This is a genomic window from Actinopolymorpha sp. NPDC004070 (genome assembly GCF_040610475.1).
Taxonomy (GTDB): Bacteria; Actinomycetota; Actinomycetes; order Propionibacteriales; family Actinopolymorphaceae; genus Actinopolymorpha.
Genome location: NZ_JBEXMJ010000014.1, coordinates 149,984 through 165,398, shown reverse-complemented (window position 1 = coordinate 165,398; position 15,415 = coordinate 149,984). Strand labels below are relative to the sequence as shown.

Genomic DNA, 15,415 nt, shown 5'->3' with positions numbered 1-15,415 from the left:
CCACGGCGCCGGATCCGGTTTCGCCGAGCATGATCAAGCGCCCAGTCTGGAGCGGTTTGTTGTGCTCGAATGAGTACGTGCTGGAGATCTCCCGCGAGCAGTTCGAGGAACTCGTCGGTATCGCCCTGGACGAGGTGCCGCCCGAGCTTGCCGCGCTGATGGACAACGTCGCGGTGTTCGTGGAGAACGAACCGCCCGCGGGGGAGCCGGACGACCTGCTCGGGCTGTACGACGGGACGCCGCTCACCGACCGGGACCACTCCTACGGCGGGGTGCTGCCGGACCGGATCACGATCTTCATGTGCCCGACGCTGCGGATCTGCGAGACGTACGACGACGTCGTGGACGAGGTGCACGTCACCGTCGTGCACGAGATCGCGCACCACTTCGGGATCGACGACGCCCGGCTGCACGAACTGGGCTACGACTGAGGACCGAGCGAGTCCGGCGCCACCACCTGAGCCCGAACATGACGGCACCCGCCGGTCAGGACCTCACGGTCTCGACCGGCGGGTGCCGGTGATGCCTCTCAGGCGGCGCCTCAGCTGCCGGCCACCTGCACGATCTCCACACTGAGCTCGCCGACGGGCGCTGCGTAGGTGACCTTGTCACCCATCTTGTGGCCCATCAACGCGCGGCCGAGCGGGCTGGACGGGGTGAGCGCGACCACGTCGTCGGCCTGTTCCTCGATCAGACCCACCTGGTAGGCCTCGGTGCTCCCGTCGTCGAAGCGGAGAGTGACGACGGATCCGACCGCAACCGTGTCTTCGGGTGCGTCGCTGGCCACGGTCGTCGCCGACAGCAGCTCGCGAATGCGGTTGAGCCGGCGGTCGATGGACTCGATCTCGATCTGCTGCGTCGCGAAGGACGCCTGGTCGACGAGATCGCCACCGGTCTCGCTGCCCTGCTCGGCGACGAGCTCGGCCCGCCGGGCGGTGAGGTCGATTTCGTCCTGCTGCAGCCTCTTGCGCGCAGATGCGGAGAGCTGGTGTATTTGATGGTCGAGGACACTCACGGCGACCACACTCCCTTTTACCCCCAGACGTGCCCGGGGGCAGGCGTGCACACACCTGTTCAGACCCCGGTACCCCGTCGTCGATGAAGGCACCTATCTTCTCACGGCGAACGCGTTCGCGCTGCTACGTATCAATGCCTGGACGCCGTACGTGAGTACCCGGTTACGCACCGCTGGAACCGAAATGAGTCGCAGTGCAACCCGGTCGAACGCGGCCCGGAGTGAAATGTCGCGGCCGGACCGGGCAGAGTGAGGGGCGTGTCCGAGACCGGAGGCGAGATCCACGCCGAGCACCCGTTCCTGCCGCCCCCGCACGAACGCAACCCGATCCGCAGACTCCGCGGCCGGCTGGCCGCACCGGTCACGTTGTGGACGGCCGCGCTGGGTTCGCGGCGCGCGGGGCTGCCGGTGTCCGGGCTGGTCGTCGCGGACGGCGAACCCGGCAAGGTGCTCGGCCTGGTCGACGAGGACTCCGACCTGTGGCCGGTGGCCGAGGCGTCGGGGAGGTTCGCGTTGTCGGTGCTGCGCTGGGAGCACCGGTCGCTGGCGGACGCGTTCGCGGGGCTGATGCCCGCGCCGGGCGGGGCGTTCCGGCTCACCGACTGGCGCGACACCGACTGGGGCCCGGTGCCGGCCTCGGCGCAGACCTGGGCCGGCTGCCGCATCCTGGACGCCCGGCCGATCGGCTGGGCGCTCGCCGTCGAGGCCGAGCTGGAGCACATCGAACTCGGCGAGGAGAACGACCCGCTCCTGCACCGGCGCGGTCGCTACTTCACCGCGCCGGGCGAGTAGTCGGCGCCCGGAGCATCCTGGGCAGAAGCCCGCCGGACTACATGCCGTACGTCTCGAGCAGTCGCAGCCAGACCTCGCTGACCGTGGGGTACGCCGGAACCGCGTGCCACAGCCGGTCCAGCGGCACCTCGCCGACGATCGCGATCGTCGCCGCGTGCAGCACGTCGCCCACGCCCGGGCCGACGGCGGTGAACCCGACCGGGACCAGCCGCTCCTGGTCGACGACCAGCTTCGCGTGCCCGGAGTAGCCGTCGACATAGAGCGAGGCGCCGGCGACGTTGCCGATGTCGTACTCCGCGACTCCTACGGTGATCCCCTGGTCGATCGCGGCCTGCTCGGTCAGCCCGACCGTCGCCACCTCCGGGTCGGTGAACACGACCGCGGGCACGGCACCGTGGTCGGCGGTGGCGGCGTACGGCGACCAGGCGACAGGTGCGGCGTGCTCGCCCTTCGCCCGGGCCGCGATGGCGTCGCCGGCGATCCTCGCTTGGTACTTGCCCTGGTGGGTGAACAGCGCGCGGTGGTTGGTGTCGCCGGCGGAGTACAGCCAGCCGCCCTCGACACCAATGACCCGGCAGCTGTCGTCGACGTCGAGCCACTTCCCCGACTCCAGCCCGACCGTCTCCAGGCCGAGCTCGCCGGTGGAGGGTGCGCGGCCGGTGGCGGCGAGGACCTGGTCGACGACGATCTCGCCCTGGTCGGTCTGGATGCTCAGCGGACCCTCGTCGCCCTCACCGCCACCGGTCCCGGCGAGCCGGGTGACCGACTGCACGGTGATGTTGGTGCGTACGTCGATGCCGGCCTTGGCATGCGCCTTCTGGACGTACTCACCGGCGAACGGCTCCAGCGAGGGAAGCATCCGGTCGCCGGAGACCAGGAGCGTGACCTGGGAGCCGAGGTCGTTCCAGGCCTGGGCCAACTCGCTGCCGACCGGGCCGGCGCCGATGACGGCGAGCCGGCGCGGCGCCTCGTGGGCGCTGGTCGCCTCCCGGCTGGTCCAGGGACGGACCTCGCGCAGGCCGGGAATGTCGGGGATGCGGGGGAGCGAGCCCACGCAGGCGGCCACGGCGTGCCGGGCCTCGAGCGTGAGTTCCTGCCCGCCGCCGTCGGCACCCTCGGCGCCGCCGTCTTTCGTACGTACGACCACCCGCTTGGGGCCGTCGATCCGGGCGCGGCCCTTGACGACGGTGATCCCGACGCTGTCGGCCCACTCCAGCTGACTGGAGTCGTCCCAGTTCTTGGTGAACGAGTCACGGCGTTCGAACACCCCCTGCGCGTCCAGCTCACCGGTCACCGCCGACGCCGCGCCCTTGACGTTCTTCGCCGCGCGGAGCGCCTCGCCGCTGCGCAGCAGCGCCTTGCTCGGCATGCACGCCCAGTAGGAGCACTCCCCGCCGAGAAGCTCGGCCTCGACGATCGCGGCCGACAGACCTCGTTTGACCACGCGTTCGGCGAGAACCTCGCCCACCGCGCCGCCGCCGATGACGATCACGTCGTAGGTGTTGTCTGTCATCGGTCCGCGACCTGCCTTCCGAGAGAGATCAAGGTTATGAGAGTAGTTACCGTTTCCTCCTGCGACCAACCACTCCGGCGGCGGGGGCGTCGGGTAGGGGTCAGGACCTGAAAGGCTTGGTGCGTGCACGTTCGGATGTTGGGCCCGCTGGAGCTGCGGGACGACGACGGGCGACCGGTCGAGATCGGCGGGTCGCGGCTGCGTGCACTCCTGATCCGGCTCGCGCTGCACCCGGGCGCGATCGTCACCGTCGAGGCGCTGATCGACGGGCTGTGGGGTGAGGAGCCGCCGTCCGGAGCGCTGAACGCGCTGCAGTCGCTGGTGTCGCGGCTCCGGCGCGCGCTCCCGTCCGGTGGCCCGGACGCGGCGCTGATCCAGTCGCACCCCGCGGGCTACCGGCTGGCGGTGGAGCCGGACAAGGTGGACGCGTACCGGTTCGAACGCCTCGCCGCGCGGGGGCGGGCGGCGCTGGCGGCGGGGGAGTACGCCGAGGCGGCCGCGGTCCTGCGTACCGCCGAGGATCTGTGGCGCGGGCCCGCGCTCGCCGACGCGGTGGACGCGCCGTTCGCCGAGGCGGCCGCGACCCGGCTGGCCGCCCTGCGGCTGTCCGCCACCGAGGACCGGCTGGAGGCTGACCTCGCCTGCGGCCGGCACGCCGAGGCGCTCGCCGTTCTCGAACGCCTCGCCGCCGCTCACCCACTGCGCGAGCGGCTGCAGGGGCAGGTGATGCGCGCGTTGTACGCGGTGGGCCGGCAGGCGGACGCGTTGGCGACGTACGAACGGGTCCGGGCCGCGCTGGCCGACGAGCTGGGGGTCGACCCCGGCGCCGAACTCGCCGACCTCCACCTCGCGATGCTGCGGCAGGACCCGAAGCTGCTGCCTTCGAGTGCGGCGGCCGGGTCGGCGGAGATCTCCGGCTCGGCCTCCGAGCCTGACGACCCGGCCAGCGATCAGGGCGAGCAGTTGCGGACCAACCTGCGCGTACCCCTCACCAGCTTCGTCGGCCGCGACGCGGAGCTGCGCAGCCTGGGCAAGCTGCTCACCGAGGAACGCCTGGTCACTGTGGTCGGCTCCGGTGGTGCCGGCAAGACCCGGCTTGCCCTCGAACTCGCCGCCCGCGCCACGCCCCGCCCGGCCGAGGAGACGTGGTTCGTCGAGCTCGCAGCGATCGCCGAGCCGGGCGAGGTGCCGCAGGCGGTCCTGTCCACGCTGGGCGTACGCGACCTGGGTTTGCTGGCGTCGTCGCAGCTGACCGGCGCCCAACTGGAGTCGGTGCCGGTACGCGACCCGGTGACCGTGCTGGTGGAGGCGTTCCGTACCAAACAGATCCTGTTGATCCTGGACAACTGCGAGCACCTGGTGGACGCGGCCGCAGCACTTGCCGACCGGCTGCTGGGCGCGTGCCCGGGGCTGCGGGTGCTCGCCACCAGCCGCGAACAGCTCGGCGTACCCGGCGAACGCCTCTATCCGATCCCGCCGCTCGGCCTGCCGCCCGAGCCCGAGGTGGCCGAGACGAACCCGGACGGCCCCGCGCACGGCCGGCCGCACGGCCTGGCGCACCCGGCGAGCTCGGATCTGGCGAGCTCGGATCTGGCGAGCTCGGATCTGGCGAGCTCGGACCCGGTGGCGGCGGCGCTGGCGTACCCCGCGATCCGGCTGTTCGCCGACCGTGCGGTCGCCGTGCGCCCGGAGTTCGAGGTCACGACGGACACGCTGAGGTCGGTGGTGGAGATCTGCAGGCGGCTGGACGGCATCCCGCTGGCGATCGAGCTGGCCGCCGCCCGGCTGAGGTCACTGTCGGTGGGCCAGATCGCCGCCCGGCTGGACGACAGGTTCCGGCTGCTGACGGCCGGCCGACGTACCGTCCTGGCACGGCACCAGACGCTGCGCGCGGTGGTGGAATGGAGCTGGGACCTGCTGGAGGAGCCGGAGCGGATCCTGCTGCGGAGACTCGCGGTGTTCCACGGCGGCGCGACGCTGGAGTTCGCCGAGCTGATCTGCGCCGACGACGTCGACTGTGCCGCCGACGGCTCGGGTAGCGCCGGGACTCCTACGGGGGACCTGCCGCGGGAGGCGGTACTCGACGTACTCGCCGCGCTGGTGGACAAGTCGCTGGTCGACGCCGTGCTCGATCGGCGGCGCGGTGGCGGCGGCGCGGACTCCGCGGAAGCGGGCGCCGGTGAGGTGCGCTACCGGTTGCTGGAGACGGTTCGGGCGTACGGGCTGGAACGCCTCACCGAGGCCGGCGAGTCCCAGGCGATGCACGCGGCGCACGCGCAGTGCTTCGCCCGCCTGGTCGAGGAGGGCGTCCCCTACCTGCGCGGCGGCCGGCAGGTGGAGTGGATGGCCCGGCTGCGCGCCGAGCACGACAACGTGCTCGCGGCGATGCGTACCGCCGTGGACTCCGGCAACGCCGATCTCGCGGTACGCCTGGTCGCGGGGTTCTCGTGGTTCTGGTTCCTGGAGGGACACCGGGCGGCGGCCACGAACTGGACCCGCGCCGCACTCGCGGTGCCGGGCGACGCCCCGCCCGGACCGCGTGCCCTGCTGCTGATGCTCGCCGGGTTGGGCTACCTCACGACCGGGGACGCCGACGCCTGCAAGCGGTCGCTGCGGGAGGCGCTCGCGCTCGTCGACGCGCCCGGGTCGCGGATTCGGGACGAGTTCCCCGAGCTCGGCTTGCTGGAGTCGGTGGCGCTGACGTTCGAGGGCGACGACGTGGCCGGGCGGCGCCGGTTGGAGGCGGTGTTCCCCGCGCTGCGGCCGTGGGGGCAGGGGATGGCGAAACTGTTCCTCGGCAACATCGAGGACAACGCCGGCGACACCGAGGCCGCCGAGGCGCACCTGCTCAGCGCCCTGGACCGGTTCACCGAACTCGGCGACCGGTGGGGCCGGGCGTCCGCGCTGCGCAGCCTGGCCGGGTTGTGGGGGAGGGCCGGGGAGTACGCCCGGTCGATCAGCGCCCGGGAGGAGGCGCTCGCACTGCTGCGGGAGCTCGGCAGCGACGCCGACCTGCCGGTTGCGCTGACCCAGATCGCCGGCGACCGGGCGCGCACCGGTGACCTCGCGGGTGCCCGGGCCGACCTCGACAGGGCCTATGCGCTGGTCGACGCGGGGCAGGCGCCCGAGCTCGCCGCGTGGGTACGCCTGGGCGGGGCGGAGCTCGCGGTCCGTACCGGTGATCTTCCCGAGGCCCGGCGGCAGGCCGACCGGGTGCGTACGGAGCTGGCCGGACGCCGGCCGATGCCGCTGCCGATGCGGATCGTCGTCGTCGCCGGGCTGGGCCTGGTCCTGGCCGCGGCGGGTGAGGTCGACGCGGCGGCGGAGGTCCTGCGCGACGCGCGGAACTTCGCCGCCCACGGGCACGACCGGCCGATGCGGGCGATGGTCGTCCACGGCATGGCGGCGGTGGCGTATCGGTCGGGTGACCCCTCCCAGGCGGCGTTGCTGCTGGGGGTGGCCGAGGCGGTGCGCGGCAGGCCGGACCGCAGCGGTGGCGACCCGGGTCGTACGGCGGAGGAGGTCCGGGCGGTGCTCGGGCCGGAGGCGTACGACAAGGCGTACGCGCGCGGTGCGGGGATGTCGGAGGAGGAGATCGTCGCGTTGATCGGGCCGGAGGAACCGGGGTACTGAGCCTGGGAGTGCCGAGCCTGGGTCAGCCGGCGCGGAGCACGGCCCGGAGCTTCTCGGCGAACGCGCGGGGCCTGCCGAGGTATCCCGCGTGGTCGCCGGGGAAGTCCACGAACTCCGCGTACTCCCGCCCGATGCGTTCGGCCAGCACCGCGCCCGCGCGGTAGGGGTAGTGGGCGCTGCTGCGCTCGCCGCCGGCCAGGACCAGCCGGGTGCCGGCGCTCGCCGCGGCCCGCAGCGCAGTGACGTCCGGCTCGTAGCGTACGAACGGCAGCATCTCCATGCTCAGGAACGTGTCGAAGTTGCCGGCGAACCGCCGCTGGATGTCGCGGTCGGGCGGAAGCTCGGGGTCGATCTCGAAGTCCTGCTCGTCGCCACCCGCGTAGTCGGCGCCGAACGCGGCCATCGCCTTCTCCGTGCCTTCGGTGCGATACAGGGTGCGGATGTTCTCGAAGCGGGCCAGATGCTTCTCTGCCTCGGGGAGCACGGTCACGACCGGCGGCTCGTGCGCGACGAGCGCGCGTACGCGGTGAGGGTGCCGGGCGGCGAGGTCGAGGCCGATGATCGCGCCGCCGCTGCCGCCGAAGACGTACGCCGGGGCGGGCCCGGGCTCGTCGTCCGAGCCGGTGTCGTCGGTGTCGTCGGTGTCGCCGAGTGCGTCGAGAAGGGCCAGCGCGTCGGCTGTCTGCTCCTCGATCCGGGCCTCCCCGTGCGGGCTGGCGACCGTGCTGCGGGAGTTGCCGCGCCGGTCGTACGTCAGGACGCGGTAGTCGTCGGCGAGCGCCGGACCGAGCGAAGAGTAGAAGCCGGCGTCGCCGAGGCCGCCCGGGATCAGCAGCAGGAGCGGGGCGTCGGCTCGTTCGAAGCCCCAGGTCTCGTAGTACAGGTGTGCCCCTGACACTTCGAGCGTGCCGGCCGTCTTGGCTGGGCTGGTGTTGGCTGGGCTGGTGTTGGCTGTGCTGGTCGTGGCGGGGCCGGCATTCTGGCTGGTCATCCGGATTCCTCTCGGCGGGGGCGGCGACGTCCGACCCCACGGTGGCCGGAGGCGCTGAGAGATCCCGTACAACCGGCTGACATCCGCTGACGAGCGTGTGCCCAGGCGGCATCCGAGCCGTCGCGCCCGGTAGGCTGCCGGATCACCGGGCCGTTAGCTCAACTGGCAGAGCAGCGGACTTTTAATCCGCGGGTTCTGGGTTCGATCCCCAGGCGGCCCACCAAACCCCCAGGTCACGGGGACCCCCGATGATCGCGTCAAGATCATCACCACACTTAACCCACACCTTTGCCTCCTCCACCCGGCAGGAGCACGATCTGCTCCAGCACTGCCGCCGCACCCATGCTCGCCACCCGGCGACCCATGTAGATGTCCTGGGTCATCGACACCTTCGCGTGCCCCAGCTGGTCCGCCGCGGCCCGCGCCGAGAGCCCTGCCTCGTCCATCAGCGTCGCCACCGTCTTGCGATAGACATGCGAGCTCACCCACGGGTAGCCGGCGGCGTCGATCACCTTCCGCAGATGCCCCGCCGTGTTGGACGGGTCCCGCAAGGTGCCGAGGGTAGCCGGGAACGCTGCCTCGTCCGGTCCGAAGTCCACAGGTCGGCGACGCCGCAGCATCGCGACCGCCCAGGATGGAAGCACCAGAGTCCGCCAGCCGTGCTTGCTCTTCGGCCGGGCTTGATGACCAGACCCCGCCCCCGCCGACACACGACCGTGGCACGAACCTCGACCGTGCCCGCGTCCAGGTCGACCGCATCCCAGACAAGCGCTGCCGCTTCCCCGATCCGCAGCCCCGTCGCCGTCAACGACCGGCTCTGGGCCTGCGGTCACCTCATCACCCCGATCCGCTCCATCTACCGATGGGCCGGCCAGGTCCACGACCAAGGCGAGGGTTGCCGGAGTACCTGCAGTGGATCCGCGACGAGACACTGAGCCCCGAGGAGCTTGCATGACCGGCCACCGCAGCTGCCTGTGCTACTTCGTCATCGACGTCAACGACCTGGATCAGGGCCTTGCCTTCTGGTCAGCTGCCTTGGGGCGCCACCGAGGTGCCGGTCGGCGAAGCCAGCCACCACGTGTACCGGCAACGTGCCGGGCCGGAGACTTTAGCCACCTCGCTTGGTCCGGGACCCCAAGAGCGGCGGCCCACGGTGGGCGGTTACGGGCGGGCAGCCAAGCTGCCCACCGCGCCGGGCAAGGCTACGGGCCGCCACTCTCCCGGACCAAACGAGCACACCGGCCAAACCCTCCGACCCTCCGGCGGTATGCCGAGCCCCTGTGACGGCCCTCGACTACGCGGGCTCATCGTCGGCGTGTGCTCTGCGAAGTCAGGTGGTGCTCAGGACGCACGTGTGGCCTCGCCATAAGCTTGCGTTCTCGCCCACCGCCGGTGGTTCCGCCGGCTTGCTTCCGTGGTGCCTCCCCACACTCCGTAGGGTTCCGGCAGGTTGATCGCGTGCGCTTCACACTGGCAGCGGACTGGACACTGGGCACACACCGCGGTGGCCGCTGCCTCTCTGTCAGCACGTTCTGCTGCGCTTTCCGACTCGCTTCCGTAGAACAGTTGGGACGGCAGGTCCGCGCAGGCTGCATGTTCGTGCCAACGGGTCCACGACTTTTCTGGTCGGGGAGCGTTGCTCCGTCCACCAAGGATCGCTCTTCGGCGCTTGGGCATCGTGGTGGCTTGTCCAGTCATAGCTACCCTCACAGAGGACGATCGGCGACGACCCCCGTGGCTGTCGAGCGGGCCCTACCCCTACTGGTTAAGGCCAACCAGTTGTGACCGGATCCGGACTGCAAATCGACGGTTTACCACCGGGGCTCCGGTGGCGGAGGTGAGTGGCTACGGAGTCCCAGCGATCGCACTGGTCAATTGCGCTGACCTCTGGCCGCTTAATCACTGGGCTCGTCCGAGCCCTTCCGGGAGAGCGCTGTGGGCCGCCACAGCTGCGGCCACGACGAACCTGGCACCAGCGCTGCAACACCGAGCTCCCGCAACTGGTTGAGGGTGTTGCGTACGTTGCCGTCGTCGGTACGGCCAAGACCGGCCAAACCCTCCGACCCTTCGAGCGCACGGTGACTGTCCGCGGAGGTGCCTGTAAGCACGACCCGCTGGTCCACCCGGGCGACCAGCGCCGGTGACTGGGAGGGGCGGCGCAAGAGGCTACGAACCAGCGGGTCGGCTGATCGAATGGTAAGCCGAGATGGTCATACCAGACTCGCGAATGGTGATCTTGGTGGCCGTGAATCCTGGCCATGCTCGCATGACCGGCAAGCCCCAAAACGAGTAGCGCGGTCGGGGTCCCCCCGGGCCCCGACCGCGCCATCCCCCAACAACCGGTCCCCCCGAGCCCCCGCTCAAGCGCCCCGACCCCCGGATGTCTGGGGCGTAGCAAACAGAACCAACATCAACAAATTGTGAAAACACGACAGGTAGCGCAGCAGTCACTGACCACATCTGCCGGCCTCGACCGGCGAGCGGGCCACGGCCGACGACAAACAGCACACCCGCTAGACCCATCAGCCCTGCCGTCAGGCGCTCCTTCAGGTGTCGGCCCTGTCCGTGCCCTTCCTGTAGAGCGCAGTGGGACGCCACAGCTGCGGCCACGACGAGCCTGGCACACATCCAGCAGTGCAGCCACCTGCCGCTGCATCGAACCGACCAGCCGATTTCTGAAGTCCGGCTGTTCCGTCGGCCTGGCCGTAAAGGCTGCAGCCAGCTCGGCCGCCGCGGTGGACAGCGTCATGAGGAACTGAGCGATAGCCCGGTCCCGGGGGTCCGGCGGGTCTCGGTCATGGAGAGGAATGATACTTCTGCACCGATTCCATAACCCGTTGGTGGGCGGGGAGGGCCATACGGCCGATCCCCTGCCCAGTATCGGTGCCGGCCCCCCGCCCGAGCAGCAGCATACGCCCTGGATCGCACACTTGTTCGACGAATGGATTGGCGAGGAGGTTGCGGCGGCACCACACCTAACCCACACCTTTGGACGCAACGAGTCCACCACTGAAGGCAACAGATGATCACGGCCAGGGCGACGACGGCCCAGGTCACGGCCACGTTCGCGAGATAACGCACACTTGGGGGCAGCCGTCTTGATCAAATCCGCGGGTTCTGGCTTCGATCCCCAGGCGGCCCATCATCTCCCCAAGCCGGAGCAGGGCTCCTGCTCTGCTCCCTCGTCCCGGTGAGAAGTGGTGGGCAGTAGCCAACCGGGCGGAAGGGCGCCGGTGCTTTCGGTAGATGAACTCGCCGCAGCTGTTGATGCGGATCTTCGCGCACTGAGCGATCGTTGGTCGGTCGAGGTCGTGGTGACTGAGGGCGTGCCCGAGCAAGTACGCGAGACCGCGGCCAGGCACGGACTGAGCATGCCGGAGCTTTTCCCACACGCGGTGCAAGTGCGGCACGACGGATTTCCTTACATCCAGCTGGCTTTGAGCTGCCGGCTCGCCGATCAGGGTGCACAGCTCGAGGAGTCGATCGAGCAACTGAAAACCGTCGTCGCCGAGGTGACTACCGAGGAATGGCCACGATGTCCGCACCATCGCCATGCATTGGTGCCGAAGTACGAACGGGGCTCGCTCGGCTGGGCATGCCCCTCAATGCGCGAGGTCCTCGTGCCGCTCGGTGGTCTGTCCCGGCTCCGTCGATAAGCGCCGCAGACATGCTGAGCCGTCCCCGGGGGCACCCCACATCGCCGGGCATGGCGTTCTTCTCCACGAGTAGGGTCCGCGCCCCCCAGCCGGGCTGCCTGGATCGCCGCGGTCGCACCCGCCGGGCCGCCCCCGATCACGACGACGTCGTAGCTCGTGCGGCACACCATCTCATGCGGGTCGGTCGTCACCGGGAGTGCTGCGAGCCGGTCCGCAGCTTGCACAGAAGCAGTGCACGAGGTGTCTGAAAGGATCGACGCCGTGCGATGGGTACGCCGGACACCACCGTGGGTCGTCGTACTCGTCGGCGTGTATGCGGCCGGGCTTCTCGTCGGCACGGTCACGCACGTGAGCGACCTCGTACGCCATGGCTTGCATCCGTACGCCTGGGCGCCGGACTGGCTGAACCTCTACTGGACCGCGCTGGCCTTCCTCGACCCGCTCGCCGCCGTCCTCCTGGTCGCCGGCCGGCCCCGAGGGCTCGACCTCGCCTGTCTCATCGTCGCCACCGACCTCGCCGCCAACTTCTACGCGACGTACGCCATCCAGCATCTCGACGTCGGGTCGGCGCCCGGCCTCCAGCGGCTCACCGTCTTCACACTGCTTCTGCTCGCGACGGCACCCCTCGTCCGCAGGCACCTTGCAGGCACGTCGCAAGCGCCTCGGCGAGCAGGGCGCAGGCAGGCCCCGCCCGCGCCGGAGGACGGGTGAGCTCAGTACCACGCAAGGTCACGTAAAAAGTTCTTTTGCCTAATTGTGCGCCACTTCACAAGTAGTTGTGTTGTCTAAGGCAACGGCCGCTCCGCATAGTTGTCTGGGCATCACTTGCATGACGCAAGCAAAGAGATGGAAAAGACGAGCCGCGACGGGGTGAGCAGGTAGAGCGCGGCAAAGGCGGGGTGGAGAGGTCAGATGAGTAACGCGGTGGAGAGTACGGCGACCCGGACAGCGGGCGCGGAGCCCAAGCAGCAGACAGCAGACCAGTCCCATGGCCAGGCCCAGGACCGGCCCCATGGACAGCTGAGTCACCGCCAGATCGTCACCATCATCTCGGGTCTGATGCTCGGGATGTTCCTTGCCGCGCTGGACCAGACGATCGTCTCCACCGCGATCCGTACCATCGCCGACGATCTCAAGGGCCTGGACATGCTGGCCTGGGCGACCACCGCCTACCTGATCACGTCGACGGTGAGTACGCCGCTCTACGGCAAGCTGTCCGACCTGTGGGGCAGGCGGCCGCTGTTCCTGACCGCGATCACGATCTTCGTGATCGGATCGCTCGCCTGCACCTTCTCCCAGTCGATGTGGCAACTCGCCGGTTTCCGCGCGTTCCAGGGACTCGGCGCCGGCGGCCTGATGTCGCTGGCGTTCGCGATCGTCGGCGACATCGTTCCGCCGCGCGAGCGGTCGCGGTACCAGGGCTACTTCATGGCCGTGTTCGCGAGCTCCAGCGTTCTCGGGCCGGTGATCGGCGGGTTCCTCGCCGGTCAGTCCGAGCTGATCAGCCTGGCCGGCTGGCGGTGGGTGTTCCTGGTCAACGTGCCCATCGGCGTCATCGCGCTGATCGTGGTCGGCAAGGTGCTGCACGTGCCGCACACCCGCCGCGACCACCGCATCGACTGGCTCGGTGCGATCGCGATCGCAGTCTGCGTCGTACCACTCCTGATCGTGGCGCAGCAGGGCCGCGACTGGGGCTGGGGATCTCGCGACGCGCTGATCTGTTACGTGCTCGGCGTGGTCGGCCTGGTCGCGTTCGTCCTCGCCGAGAAGCGGATGGGGGACGACGCGCTGATCCCGTTGCGGCTGTTCCGGTCAGGGGTCTTCTCGCTGATCTCCTCGGGCGGCTTCTTCATCGGTATGGCGATGTTCGGGGCGATCGCGATCGTGCCGCAGTACCTCCAGATCGTGAAGGGCGCCTCACCCACGCACTCGGGGCTGCTGATGCTGCCGCTGATGGCCGGCATCATGACCGGCTCACTGTCGTCGGGGCAGATCACCGCCAAGACCGGCCGCTACAAGATCTTCCCGCTCATCGGCACCCTGCTCATGACCGGCGGCCTGGTGCTCTTCCACCAGGTGGCGTGGGACACCCCGCTGTGGCAGACCGACATCTACATGGCGGTGGTCGGCCTCGGTCTCGGTCTGTCCATGCAGACCCTCACCCTCGCCATCCAGAACGCCGTCCCGCCCCGCGACATGGGCGTCGCCACGTCCTCGTCGATCTTCTTCCGGCAGATGGGCGGCACACTCGGGACCGCCGTCTTCCTCTCGCTGCTGTTCAGCACGGTGGGTGACAAGATCGCGAACGCCTTCCGTACGGTCAGCCAGACGCCGGCCTTCCAGGCGGCGCTGCACGACCCGAAGGTGCTGGCCGACAAGGCGAACCAGCCGGTGCTGGCGATGCTGCACGGCTCCGGTGGCGGTGGCACTGGCGGCGTGCTGCAGGACTCGTCCTTCATCCAGCGGCTCGACCCGAGGCTCGCCGTGCCGTTCCGGATGGGCTTCTCGGAGTCGATGGACCTGGTGTTCCTGACGGCAGCCGTCGCTCCGGTCGTGGCGTTCGTACTGCTGGCGTTCATGAAGGAGATTCCGCTGCGGACCCAGTCCGGCATGGCGGCGCGGGCCGCGGAGGAGGCGGGCCCGAGCGCGGCGCAGGCCCAAACCCCGGAGCTTTTGGGTACGACCGCGGTGCAGGCGGAGACCCCGGAGGCGGACGCCCCGGAGGTCGGTGACACGCCGCAGGAGGAATCGGCGTACGGCAACAGTCACGCGAACGGCAACGGTCACGCGAGTGCCAACGGTCACACGACCGCCAACGGGTACGCGGTGAGCAACGGTCACGGCGGCGCCAACGGCCGGCACGCGCTGGCGGACGGGGAGGACTTCGGCCAGCTCCTTCGGGTGCGCCGCCCCCGGCAGGGAGCCGCGCCGGCGGCCAACGGATCACCCGCAGCGCCCCGCGATGACGAGCACCAGCTCGACGGCCACCGGATCGGTGGCAAGGTCCTCCGGCCGGACGGCAGCCCCATCTCGGGCGCTGCGCTGACCCTGATCAACCTCGACGGCCACCAGGTGGCTCGTACTCTCACCGACCAGTCCGGTGCGTACGCGGTGCCGGTTCTGGCGGCCGGTACGTACGTCCTGATCGCCTCGGCCGGCGTCTACCAGCCGCGGGCGTCCACGATCACCACGACCGGGGGACCGGTGACGGCCGACCTGGTGCTCTCCGGCAGCACCCGGCTTTACGGCACGGTCTCCGTCGGTGGGACCGGCGCCCCGGTGCCCGACGCCACGGTGACCCTGACCGACGAGAGCGGTGAGGTCGTCACCTCCCGGCTCACTGGCGCGGACGGCGGCTACGCGCTGGAGGGTCTGGGCGGCGGCCACTTCACCCTGGTCGTCAGCGCGGCGAACTACCGTCCGATCGCGACGGGTGTCACGGTGCCGCAGGGTGGCGAGGAGCGACTGGACCTGCAGTTGGAGGGTGGCGGCCGGCTGACCGGCGTCGCTCGGTCCGGGCGGTACGGCCATCCGGTGCGCGAGGCGCTGATCACCTTCGTCGACGCCTCGGGTGCGGTGCTCACGACCACGGTGACCGACGCCGACGGCGTTTACACCCTCGAGGACCTTCCCGCCGGTGACTACACCGTCATCGCCAGCGGCTATCCGCCGGTGGCCAGCTCGGTCCGGGTGGATCCCGGGGCCGACGGTACGCACGACGTCGAACTCAGCTACCCGGACGCCTGACCCGGTTCGCTCACGGACGGGCTGCGGGGGCCAGGTAGCCTCGACGGGCGACGGCGACGGGGCCGTCG

At 70.3% G+C, this 15,415-nt stretch carries 12 protein-coding genes and 1 tRNA gene; 8 read left to right on the top strand and 5 right to left on the bottom strand.

Annotated elements, in window-relative coordinates; genetic code table 11:
* Positions 1–59: 59 nt before the first annotated feature.
* Positions 60–431, top strand: coding sequence for a metallopeptidase family protein (locus ABZV93_RS24220; RefSeq protein WP_354939979.1), 372 nt, complete (start codon positions 60–62; stop codon positions 429–431).
* Between the two features lie 110 nt (positions 432–541).
* Here the strand turns inward: ABZV93_RS24220 and ABZV93_RS24215 are convergent, their stop codons facing one another.
* Positions 542–1,015: a GreA/GreB family elongation factor gene (locus tag ABZV93_RS24215; RefSeq protein ID WP_354939976.1), complete on the bottom strand. Its 474-nt coding sequence runs from the start codon at positions 1,013–1,015 to the stop codon at positions 542–544.
* Between the two features lie 258 nt (positions 1,016–1,273).
* Here ABZV93_RS24215 and ABZV93_RS24210 point away from each other — a divergent pair, with 258 nt between their 5' ends.
* Positions 1,274–1,807, top strand: a complete 534-nt coding sequence (locus tag ABZV93_RS24210; protein ID WP_354939973.1) for a flavin reductase family protein — start codon at positions 1,274–1,276, stop codon at positions 1,805–1,807.
* 37 nt (positions 1,808–1,844) lie between these two features.
* On the opposite strand, the gene ABZV93_RS24205 is transcribed toward ABZV93_RS24210, so the two are convergent.
* On the bottom strand, positions 1,845–3,320 hold the full coding sequence (locus ABZV93_RS24205) for an NAD(P)/FAD-dependent oxidoreductase (RefSeq protein WP_354939970.1): 1,476 nt from the start codon (positions 3,318–3,320) through the stop codon (positions 1,845–1,847).
* Between the two features lie 123 nt (positions 3,321–3,443).
* Between ABZV93_RS24205 and ABZV93_RS24200 the strand changes: the two genes are divergently transcribed.
* Positions 3,444–6,953: a BTAD domain-containing putative transcriptional regulator gene (locus ABZV93_RS24200; RefSeq protein ID WP_354939967.1), complete on the top strand. Its 3,510-nt coding sequence runs from the start codon at positions 3,444–3,446 to the stop codon at positions 6,951–6,953.
* Between the two features lie 22 nt (positions 6,954–6,975).
* On the opposite strand, the gene ABZV93_RS24195 is transcribed toward ABZV93_RS24200, so the two are convergent.
* The gene (locus ABZV93_RS24195) at positions 6,976–7,944 is read right to left on the bottom strand and encodes an alpha/beta hydrolase (protein ID WP_354939964.1); all 969 of its coding nucleotides are present in this window, start codon (positions 7,942–7,944) and stop codon (positions 6,976–6,978) included.
* Positions 7,945–8,091: 147 nt separating this feature from the next.
* Between ABZV93_RS24195 and ABZV93_RS24190 the strand changes: the two genes are divergently transcribed.
* Positions 8,092–8,167, top strand: a tRNA-Lys gene (locus ABZV93_RS24190).
* 52 nt (positions 8,168–8,219) lie between these two features.
* Here ABZV93_RS24190 and ABZV93_RS24185 read toward each other — a convergent pair.
* Entirely contained in the window at positions 8,220–8,564 is a 345-nt protein-coding gene (locus tag ABZV93_RS24185) for a tyrosine-type recombinase/integrase (RefSeq protein WP_354939961.1), read from the bottom strand.
* Here ABZV93_RS24185 and cutA point away from each other — a divergent pair.
* Positions 8,466–8,879, top strand: a complete 414-nt coding sequence (gene cutA / locus ABZV93_RS24180; protein ID WP_354939959.1) for a divalent cation tolerance protein CutA — start codon at positions 8,466–8,468, stop codon at positions 8,877–8,879. The genes ABZV93_RS24185 and cutA overlap by 99 nt on opposite strands.
* Positions 8,880–9,285: 406 nt before the next feature.
* On the opposite strand, the gene ABZV93_RS24175 is transcribed toward cutA, so the two are convergent.
* The gene (locus tag ABZV93_RS24175; protein ID WP_354939956.1) at positions 9,286–9,621 is read right to left on the bottom strand and encodes a WhiB family transcriptional regulator; all 336 of its coding nucleotides are present in this window, start codon (positions 9,619–9,621) and stop codon (positions 9,286–9,288) included.
* Between the two features lie 1,556 nt (positions 9,622–11,177).
* On the opposite strand from ABZV93_RS24175, the gene ABZV93_RS24170 reads away from it, so the two are divergent.
* The 3 genes from ABZV93_RS24170 (at position 11,178) to ABZV93_RS24160 (ending at position 15,347) form a co-directional block, all read left to right on the top strand.
* Complete coding sequence (locus ABZV93_RS24170) at positions 11,178–11,600, top strand: hypothetical protein (RefSeq protein WP_354939953.1); 423 nt, start codon at positions 11,178–11,180, stop codon at positions 11,598–11,600.
* 240 nt (positions 11,601–11,840) lie between these two features.
* A complete protein-coding gene (locus tag ABZV93_RS24165; RefSeq protein WP_354939950.1) occupies positions 11,841–12,311 on the top strand; it encodes a hypothetical protein in 471 nt (156 codons plus the stop codon).
* Positions 12,312–12,512: 201 nt separating this feature from the next.
* Positions 12,513–15,347: a DHA2 family efflux MFS transporter permease subunit gene (locus tag ABZV93_RS24160; RefSeq protein ID WP_354939947.1), complete on the top strand. Its 2,835-nt coding sequence runs from the start codon at positions 12,513–12,515 to the stop codon at positions 15,345–15,347.
* Positions 15,348–15,415 lie beyond the last annotated feature (68 nt).

Bases quoted from the DNA above. Each gene is read 5' to 3' on its own strand.
- ABZV93_RS24205 (WP_354939970.1), bottom strand. From the start codon at position 3,320: ATGACAGACAACACCTACGACGTGATCGTCATCGGCGGCGGCGCGGTG.
- ABZV93_RS24195 (WP_354939964.1), bottom strand. From the start codon at position 7,944: ATGACCAGCCAGAATGCCGGCCCCGCCACGACCAGCACAGCCAACACC.
- cutA (WP_354939959.1), top strand. From the start codon at position 8,466: ATGCCCCGCCGTGTTGGACGGGTCCCGCAAGGTGCCGAGGGTAGCCGG.
- ABZV93_RS24185 (WP_354939961.1), bottom strand. From the start codon at position 8,564: ATGCTGCGGCGTCGCCGACCTGTGGACTTCGGACCGGACGAGGCAGCG.
- ABZV93_RS24175 (WP_354939956.1), bottom strand. From the start codon at position 9,621: ATGCCCAAGCGCCGAAGAGCGATCCTTGGTGGACGGAGCAACGCTCCC.
- ABZV93_RS24160 (WP_354939947.1), top strand. From the start codon at position 12,513: ATGAGTAACGCGGTGGAGAGTACGGCGACCCGGACAGCGGGCGCGGAG.